Here is a 7,003-nt window from a genome sequence, read left to right as displayed (position 1 = left end):
GATGCACCACCCCCGGCGCCTCCCCCTGCTCCTCCCGTGACGTGTCGACGACCACCTCGTACCGCTCCGCCCACGGCGGTCCCGGCAGCACGAAGCTCACCGGCCGGTGGCCCGCGTGCAGGACGGCGAGGAAGCTGTCGTCGACGATCGGGGCGCCGCGTTCGTCGCGGCCGGGGATGTCCCGGCCGGAGAGGTACATGCCGAGGGTGGCGGCGGGCGCGTACCAGTCCCGTTCCGTCATCTCCGTGCCGTGTGCGGTGAACCAGGCCAAGTCCCTTATGCCGTCCGCCGAATGGGCCCGCCCGGAGAAGAACGCCCGGCGGCGCAGCACCGGGTGGCGGTGGCGCAGGTCGATCAGCCGGGCGGTGAGGTCGGTCAGCGCCGCCCAGCCTGGGTCCTCCCGCAGGCCCCAGTCCACCCAACTGATCTCGTTGTCCTGGCAGTAGGCGTTGTTGCTGCCCCGCTGCGTCCGCCCCAGCTCGTCACCCGCGACCAGCATCGGCACGCCAGTGGAGAGGAGGAGGGTGGTGAGAAGGTTCCTCAACTGCCTTCGCCGCAGCGCTTTTACGCGCTCGTCGTCCGTCTCGCCCTCGACCCCGCAGTTCCAGGACCGGTTGTCGTCGGTGCCGTCCCGATTGCCCTCGCCGTTGGCCTCGTTGTGCTTGCGCTCGTACGACACGAGGTCGCGGAGGGTGTAACCGTCGTGCGCCGTGATGAAGTTGACCGAGGCGTACGGGCGGCGGCCTCCCCACGCGTACAGGTCGCTCGACCCCGACAGGCGGTACCCGAGATCCCGTACGTCCGGCAGCGCGCCCCGCCAGAAGTCCCGGACGGCGTTGCGATAGCGGTCGTTCCACTCCGTCCACAGGGGCGGGAACGCGCCCACCTGGTAGCCGCCCGAGCCGACGTCCCAGGGCTCGGCGATCAGCTTCACCCGCCGTAGGACCGGGTCCTGGGCGATCACGGCGAGGAACGGGGACAGCATGTCGACGTCGTGCATCGAGCGGGCCAGCGCCGCCGCGAGGTCGAAGCGGAAGCCGTCGACGCCCATTTCGGTGACCCAGTAGCGCAGGGAGTCGGTGATGAGCCGGAGCACGTGCGGCTGGACGACGTGCAGGGTGTTGCCGCAGCCGGTGTAGTCCGTGTAGCGGCGGGCGTCGCTCTGGAGGCGGTAGTAGCCGCGGTTGTCGATGCCCTTCAACGACAGCATCGGACCCAACTCACCCGCTTCCGCAGTGTGGTTGTAGACCACGTCGAGGATGACCTCGATCCCGGCCTCGTGCAGCGCCCGCACCATCCGCTTGAACTCGCCGACCTGCTGCCCCGCCGTACCGGTCGCCGCATAGCCCGCGTGCGGGGCGAAGTAGCCGATGGAGTTGTAACCCCAGTAGTTCTTCAGGCCCTTGCGCAGCAGATGGTCCTCGTGCGCGAACTGGTGGACGGGCAGCAGCTCCACGGCCGTCACGCCCAGCTTCACCAGGTGCTCGATGGCCGCCGGGTGCGCCAACCCGGCGTAGGTGCCCCGGTGTTCCTCGGGTATCCCGGGGTGCAGCTTGGTGAAGCCGCCGACGTGGAGTTCGTAGATGACCGAGTCCGCCCACGGTGTCTTCGGGCGGCGGTCGTCCATCCACTCGTCGTCGGTGGTGTCGTCATGGACGACGACGCCCTTCGGGACGTACGGCGCGGAGTCGCGGTCGTCGCGCACGGTGTCCGCGACCTGCTGCTGCGGCCAGTCACGGACGTGCGCGTACACCTCGGGCGGCAGCCCGAACTCGCCGTCCACCGCGCGGGCGTAGGGGTCGAGGAGCAGCTTCGCCGGGTTCCAGCGGGCGCCGGTCCACGGGTCCCAGCGGCCGTGCACCCGGAAGCCGTAGCGCTGCCCGGGCAGCACACCGGGCAGGAAGCCGTGCCAGATCTCGTGCGTCAGCTCGGTCAGCGGGGCCCGGGTCTCCACCCCGTCCTCGTCGAAGAGGCACAGCTCGACCGCCTCCGCACCCCCCGCCCACAGCGCGAAGTTGGTGCCCGCCACCCCGTCCGGGCCGACCCGGTACCGGGCCCCCAACGGCATCGGCGCCCCCGGCCACACGGGCATCGGCGGCCCGGTGTGCGGGGCGCCGTTCAGCACGGGCGCGGCGCGTGGCGACGGCACGGCCTCCACGACGCCTTCCACCGGCACGCCGTCGTCGACGTGCCCCTCCTGCACGGCCTCCTGCTCGGCTGCGCTCGACACCGTCCGGCCTCCTGCGGCTCATGGAACGACGAGGTGAAGGGTGCGCGGCGTCCCGGTCGCGTGTGCCTGTCATGTCGTCCTCCCCACTGTTCTGCCCAGAGCTTGCGTCGCACTCACGTTTCCCTGAGGCGTGCCCGCTCGTTGGGCACCTCGTGAGGCATGCACAAGGACGCGCGCGACGCGCGGGGGTCGCACTGGCCGCCGTACTGACATGGGCAGGACTGCTGGCCGGAGCCGCCGGCTGTACTTCGGACGGCTCGGGCGGGGGCGGTATCGACGAGATCTTCGGCAAGGCACCGGCGCCCGAGGATGTGATCCGGATCTCGCCCGAGGACGCCGGCAAGGGCGTCAAACCGGACCAGCGGCTCGTGGTCCGGGTGCCCAGCGGCCGCCTGGAGTCCGTGCAGGTCGTGAAGTCGCAGGACGCCCAGGACAGTCCGGTCCCCGGCCGCATCTCCGACGACGGACTGCGCTGGGAACCCGAGGACGGAAAGCTCGCGCTGGCCGCCGAGTACACCGTCGACGCGGTCGCCCTCGACGGCCACGGCCGCCGCTCCGCCCGGCACACCACGTTCACGACCTACGTCCCCGACGAGCGGTTCATCGCCTACGTCACCCCGGAGAACCGCGCCACCGTCGGCACCGGGATGATCGTCTCCCTCGGCTTCAACCGGGACATCGAGAACCGGGCCGCCGTCGAGCGCGCGGTCCACGTTACCGCGAAACCGGCCGTCGAGATCCGCCCCCACTGGTTCGGCAAGACCCGCCTCGACCTCCGCCCCGAGACTTACTGGAAACCCGGCACCCAGGTCACCGTCTCCCTCCGCCTCCGGGACGTGGAAGGCGCGAAGGGCGTCTACGGCCTCCAGTACAAGACGTTCTCCTTCACCGTCGGCCGCAGCCAGGTCTCCCTCGTCGACGCCGCCAGACACACCATGGAGGTGCGGCGCGACGGCGACCTGCTGGCCACCGTGCCGATCACGGCCGGCGCCCCCGGGAAGACCACGTACAACGGGAAAATGGTGGTCATGGAGATGCTGGAGGTGACCCGGATGAACAGTCGCACGGTCGGCTTCGGCGGCGAGTACGACATCCCCGACGTCCCGCACGCCATGAAGCTCACCGACTCCGGCACCTTCCTGCACGGCAACTACTGGGCGCCGTCCGCCCCCGGACACGTCAACGTCAGCCACGGGTGCGTGGGGTTGAGGGACGTCAAGGGCGGCAGCTCGGACACCCCGGCCGGGTGGTTCTTCGACCGCAGCATCGTCGGGGACGTCGTCGAGGTCGTGCACAGCGACGACAAACAGGTCGCTCCGGACAACGGCCTCGGCGGCTGGAACATGGGTTGGAAGGAGTGGACGGCGGGCAGTGCGCTGAGGTGACCCGAGAAGGGGGCCGGGTCCCTGTGCCAGGCGGCAGTTGAAGTTGCGACCGAACGGTGACATTCGCCTGACATGAAGCTCAAATCCTGACGGTTAATATGCGCGGACGTGCACGTCAGATGCGCGAAGGGGTGCGGGCCGGACCGGGCCCGGCGAGGGGAGAAAGTCTTGAACGTGCGACCGATATCGGGGGCGTCGGTTGACGCGCGCGGCCGGAGAAACAAGGGGCTGCTGGCGCTGATCCTCGGCGTGCTGCTGCTCGCCGTGACCGCGTGCGGAGGCGGCGGTGGCTCCAACTCCGGGTCCGGCTCGGGCGACAGCAAGGCCAAGGGCTCGGACACGGCCGAGACCAAGCAGTCGCAGGCCGTCGTCACCATCGCCCCCAAGAACGGCTCGAAGTCCGTCGACACCAGCGGCGCCCTCAAGATCAGCGCCGCGAAGGGCAAGTTGACCGAGGTCGAGGTCAAGGACACCGACGGCACCAAGGTCTCCGGCGCGATCACCAGCGGCGGCGCGAGCTGGACGCCGGCCACGCATCTCGCGGCCTCCACCAAGTACACCGTGCACGCGGTCGCCAAGGACTCCGACGGCCGGGTCGCCGCCGAGGACTCCAGCTTCACCACGCTGACCCCGAAGAACACGTTCATCGGCGACTTCACCCCGGAGGACGGCTCCACGGTCGGCGTCGGAATGCCGTTCTCGGTCAACTTCACCCGGGGCATCACACACCCCGACGACGTGAAGAAGGCCATCACCATCACGACCGTGCCGGCCGTCGACGTCGAGGGCCACTGGTTCGGCAACGACCGCCTCGACTTCCGCCCCGAGAACTACTGGAAGTCCGGCACCAAGGTCACCGTCAAGCTCAACCTCGACGGCGTCGAAGGCCGCCCGGGCGTCTACGGCAAGCAGACCAAGACGGTCTCCTTCACCATCGGCCGCAACCAGGTCTCCGTGGTCGACGCCAAGAAGCACACCATGAAGGTCACCCAGGACGGCAAGACCATCAAGACCATCCCGGTCACCACCGGCAAGCCCGGCTACGACACCTGGAACGGCCAGATGGTCATGAGCGAGAAGCTCGAAGTGACCCGGATGAACGGTGAAACGGTCGGCTACGGCGGCGAGTACGACATCAAGGACGTCCCGCACGCCATCCGCCTCACCACCTCCGGCACCTTCATCCACGGCAACTACTGGGGCGGCGGCGCCTTCGGCAACTACAACGCCAGCCACGGCTGCGTCGGCCTGAGGGACGTCAAGGGCGGCTACAGCAGCAGCGTTCCGGCCGCCTGGTTCTACAACCATTCGATGATCGGTGACGTCGTGGTCGTCAAGCACTCCAACGACGAGACCGTGGCGCCGGACAACGGGCTCAACGGCTGGAACATGTCGTGGGCGAAGTGGAAGGCGTAAGGCGCTAGTTGACCTGCGGGTCCGGTGCTGTGACACACAGCACCGGGCCCGTTGTCGTTAGCGCGCGTTAACCTTCCGGCATGACCGTGAATCTCGAAGTCGCCGAGGGCGTCGGCACCATCCGCCTCGACCGCCCGCCGATGAACGCGCTGGACGTCGCCACCCAGGACCGCCTCAAGGAACTCGCCGAGGAGGCCTCGCGTCGCGAGGACGTCCGGGCCGTGGTGGTCTACGGCGGGGAGAAGGTGTTCGCCGCGGGTGCGGACATCAAGGAGATGCAGCGTATGGACCATGCGGGGATGGTCGTACGGTCGCGGGCATTGCAGGAGTCGTTCACGGCGGTGGCCCGTATCCCCAAGCCGGTGGTTGCTGCCGTCACCGGCTATGCGCTGGGCGGGGGTTGTGAGTTGGCGTTGTGCGCCGACTTCCGTATTGCCGCCGACAACGCGAAGTTGGGGCAGCCGGAGATTCTGCTGGGGTTGATTCCGGGGGCGGGTGGCACGCAGCGGCTGGCGCGTCTGATCGGTCCGTCGAAGGCGAAGGACCTGATCTTCACCGGTCGTATGGTCAAGGCTGATGAGGCGTTGGCGCTGGGGCTCGTCGACCGACTCGCCCCGGCTGCCGAGGTGTTCAGCGAGGCGCATGCGTGGGCGGCGAAGCTGGCGCAGGGTCCGGCGATCGCGTTGCGGGCCGCGAAGGAAGCGATCGACACCGGGTTGGAGACGGACATCGAGACCGGGCTGGCCGTCGAACGCACCTGGTTCGCGGGGCTGTTCGCGACCGAGGACCGTGAGCGCGGGATGCGCAGCTTCGTGGAAGAGGGCCCCGGCAAGGCGAAGTTCCAGTGAATCGGATCATCGAAGTTCCAGTGAACCGGACCGTCAAATACCGCTCAACCACTTGCAATTGACGTGATGTCTCATACAGGTCCCTCGGTGGGGCGGTTTATGGGAACCTTAACGTGACCTTAAGCCTGCCTTGTCGAGGGAGCCTGTCGATTGCCTCCAACAGAGCCTTCACCGCAGGTCGGAGGGGCTGTCGCAAGCCCTGAAATGACTCTGGCACATGCCAATCGGATGTCGCGGAACGGGGGCTTCCCGGGGGCGTATTCCTCCGGAACAGCCCCGGAGCCCGTTCGGGGCGGCCATGATGGACGCATGGCGGGGCTGGAAGGTATCGGACAGCCGCGGGGACAAGGCCGTGCGACCGCGGCGCGCTGGTCGCCTGCGGTCGAGGACGAGCGGGCGCTCAAGGCGATCGAGTTGTTCGGCAATCCGACGGAGGCGGAAGTTCCGCTCCCGTCCCGTCCGGAGTCCGCCGCGACGGCCCGCCGGCTCACCCAGATCGTCGTTCTGCGGCACTGGGGGCTCAGCCCGAAGCTGACCGAGGACGCCGTCCTACTTGTCTCGGAGCTTGTCGGAAACGCCGTACGGCATACGGGTGCGCGGGTGTTCGGGCTGCGGATGAAGCGGCGGCGGGGGTGGATTCGGGTCGAGGTCCGTGATCCCTCGCGTGGGTTGCCGTGTCTGATGCCGGTTCAGGAGATGGATCTGAGCGGGCGGGGGTTGTTCCTCGTCGACAAACTCTCCGATCGGTGGGGCGTGGATTTGCTGCCGCGTGGGAAGACGACGTGGTTCGAGATGCGGGTTTCTGACCGCTGAACCCGCGAAGGACCGTTGTTGTCTGCGGGTCCGCTGTGGCTGGTCGCGCCCACGCGGCGGAGCCGCAAATCGATACAGCCCCGCGTCCCTTCGGGGCGCGACCCGTGCGGGTCCCCCGAACGGGTTAATGCCCCGGTTTCTTACTTGGCGCCCCTTAAATGGGGCGGGTGACCACGACCGACCGCCGTACGGCGTTGCGTGCGGGTGCCGGGCTCGTCGCCGGGGGCGCTCTCGCCGCCGGATGTGCCACGACCGGCTCCACCGCATCCCCCGCCGCCCCCGCCAGCGGACCGGCGCCCGCCGCCAGGGCG

5 protein-coding genes are annotated in these 7,003 nt (G+C 68.9%); 4 read left to right on the top strand and 1 reads right to left on the bottom strand.

The window, feature by feature from the left end:
- A partial coding sequence (glgX, locus tag AC31A1_RS43250) for a glycogen debranching protein GlgX (RefSeq protein ID WP_489658557.1) occupies nt 1–2,230 on the bottom strand: 2,230 nt, incomplete at its 3' end.
- A gap of 152 nt (nt 2,231–2,382) precedes the next feature.
- Between glgX and AC31A1_RS43245 the strand changes: the two genes are divergently transcribed.
- The 4 genes from AC31A1_RS43245 (at nt 2,383) to AC31A1_RS43230 (ending at nt 6,692) form a co-directional block, all read left to right on the top strand.
- Nucleotides 2,383–3,615 (top strand): L,D-transpeptidase, encoded by a 1,233-nt coding sequence (locus tag AC31A1_RS43245; RefSeq protein WP_489658556.1) that lies wholly within the window; start codon nt 2,383–2,385, stop codon nt 3,613–3,615.
- A 168-nt stretch (nt 3,616–3,783) separates the two neighbouring features.
- Complete coding sequence (locus tag AC31A1_RS43240) at nt 3,784–5,031, top strand: L,D-transpeptidase (protein WP_489658555.1); 1,248 nt, start codon at nt 3,784–3,786, stop codon at nt 5,029–5,031.
- An 80-nt stretch (nt 5,032–5,111) separates the two neighbouring features.
- Nucleotides 5,112–5,879, top strand: a complete 768-nt coding sequence (locus tag AC31A1_RS43235; RefSeq protein WP_489658554.1) for an enoyl-CoA hydratase/isomerase family protein — start codon at nt 5,112–5,114, stop codon at nt 5,877–5,879.
- A 309-nt stretch (nt 5,880–6,188) separates the two neighbouring features.
- Nucleotides 6,189–6,692, top strand: coding sequence for an ATP-binding protein (locus tag AC31A1_RS43230; protein ID WP_033282803.1), 504 nt, complete (start codon nt 6,189–6,191; stop codon nt 6,690–6,692).
- The last annotated feature ends 311 nt before the right edge of the window (nt 6,693–7,003 follow it).

Source organism: Streptomyces sp. P5F9, assembly GCF_057961495.1.
The sequence above is the reverse complement of the archived record's forward strand: the minus strand, read 5'-3'. Positions and strand labels throughout refer to the sequence as shown.

Coding starts and splice junctions, on each gene's coding strand:
- AC31A1_RS43230 (WP_033282803.1), top strand. CDS start 6,189: ATGGCGGGGCTGGAAGGTATCGGACAGCCGCGGGGACAAGGCCGTGCG.
- AC31A1_RS43235 (WP_489658554.1), top strand. CDS start 5,112: ATGACCGTGAATCTCGAAGTCGCCGAGGGCGTCGGCACCATCCGCCTC.